This window comes from Bradyrhizobium sp. Bra64, assembly GCF_024519875.1.
GTDB lineage: Bacteria > Pseudomonadota > Alphaproteobacteria > Rhizobiales > Xanthobacteraceae > Bradyrhizobium > Bradyrhizobium japonicum_G.
In genome coordinates this window covers 1-1,683 of the sequence record NZ_JALJRD010000031.1, presented here as the reverse complement: position 1 = coordinate 1,683, position 1,683 = coordinate 1, and the positions used below count along the sequence as shown (strand labels likewise).

Annotated in this window: 1 protein-coding gene; it reads right to left on the bottom strand. The window is 67.1% G+C overall.

Annotated features, from left to right (window positions below; translation table 11 throughout):
• Window positions 1-1,683 (bottom strand): DUF1522 domain-containing protein (locus NR187_RS34820; RefSeq protein ID WP_256809518.1); only part of this gene is annotated, 1,683 nt, incomplete at both ends.

Genomic DNA, 1,683 nt, shown 5'->3' with positions numbered 1-1,683 from the left:
GCGAGGCCGAGACCCTTGGAGTTGTAGGTCACGCCGGTGATGCTGAGGTTCGACTTGCCGGTCTCGTCGAACACCAGCTTGAGCTGGTCGCCGTTCAGCAGGTTGACGCCGTTGAACGAGGAGTCCTGCGAGGTCGAGTCGATCTGGTTCAGGATGTTGTTGTACTGGTTGACCAGGTTCGCACGCGAGGTCTGGGCAACCGTGTCCTGGACGGGGCTGGAAGCCGTCGAGAACGTCAGTGCCGTGGTCAGCGTACCGCCGATCGCACCACCCGCGGCGCTCGAACCGATCGTCGAGGACGCGTAGTCGTTGGTGGTCGAAACCGTCAGCAAGCCGTTGGCGTCGATCGTGGCAGTCAGGTTGTTGGCCTGAAGCGCCGAGTTGAGCTGATCGAGCGTCTTGACCGTGCCGTTGGTGCCGTCGCCGAAGGTGACGTTGACCGCCGTGCCGCCGTTGAAGGCAGAGAAGGTCAAGGTCTTGCCGGTAAGGCCGCCAACGCCCGAGGTACGCGCCGCGGTGAAGGCGGTCGAGGTCCCGGTGTTGCCGGCGAAGCCGAGCGCGTTCAGCGCATTGCCGGTGCCGGTGATCGACAGGTCGGCATTGACGCCGGTCGAGATCTTGAGCTGACCGGAGGCGTTGATCGACGAGTTGGTCTGGCCGGTTGCGGTCGCAAGCGTCGCGGTGCCGTTGGCGTTGACCGTCGCGGTCTGCACGCCGGTGGCAAGGTCGATCGCCTTCAGCACGTCGGCAACCGTGCCGGCCTGCAGATAGACGGTCGAGTTGCCGTTGCCGTCGGTGAGGACGTTGCCGCTCGCGCCATAGCCGCTCGGAACGCTCGGAGCACCGGTCGAGCCCGGGATCGGCGCGTTCTTGAAGGTGATGACGTGACCGTCGACGTTCAACGTCGAACCGTCAGCAATCGTCGCACCCAGCGAGGCAGCGCTCGTGGTCCGGTTGACGCTCACGGTGGCGTTGCCGCCGCCCACTGCCGAGCTCAGACCGAGAGCCTTGAGCAGGTCGGCCTTGCCGGTGACGCTCAGATCCGCACCCGTCGAGCTCTTCAGCGTGACGGCACCCGCACCAACGCTCGAAGCGGTCTGGCCAACGCTCGTGGCGAGCGTCGCAGCGCCCGCACTGATGGACGCCGTCTTCACGCCGCTGGCGAGATCGACCGCGGTCAACAGATCGTTGACGGTCGCAGCCGGAGTGCCCGCGGTGCCGAGATACACGGTGGTGTTTCCGCTGCCGTCGGTAACGAGGTTGCCGCTGACGCCCGAACCGGACGCAACCGCGGTCGACGCCGGAGCAGAACCGCTGCGGAACGTGATGGTCTTGCCGTTCACGGTCAGCGTGTCGCCGTCGGCAGGCTGGGCGTTGCCGAGCAGGCCGGTCGCAGTCGTGCCGTTGGTGGCGATCAGGGTGATGGTGCCGCCCAGAGCGGTGGTGCCGTCGCCGGCCGTTCCCGCGGTGCCCGTGAACGTGCCGATGGTGGCGCCGAGCGTCGTGGTGCTGCTCGCCGCCGTGGTGCCGCCGGCCGTGCCGTTATACACAACGTTGCTGCTCGCGGTCGCGCTGGCGAACGAGGTCGTGCCGCGCAGGTCGGCCGCCGTCGCACCCGCGATCGTGGTGGAGACGTTCGACTTGGTGGAGTAGCCGACGGTGGTCTGCAGCGCCTGGTTGGCG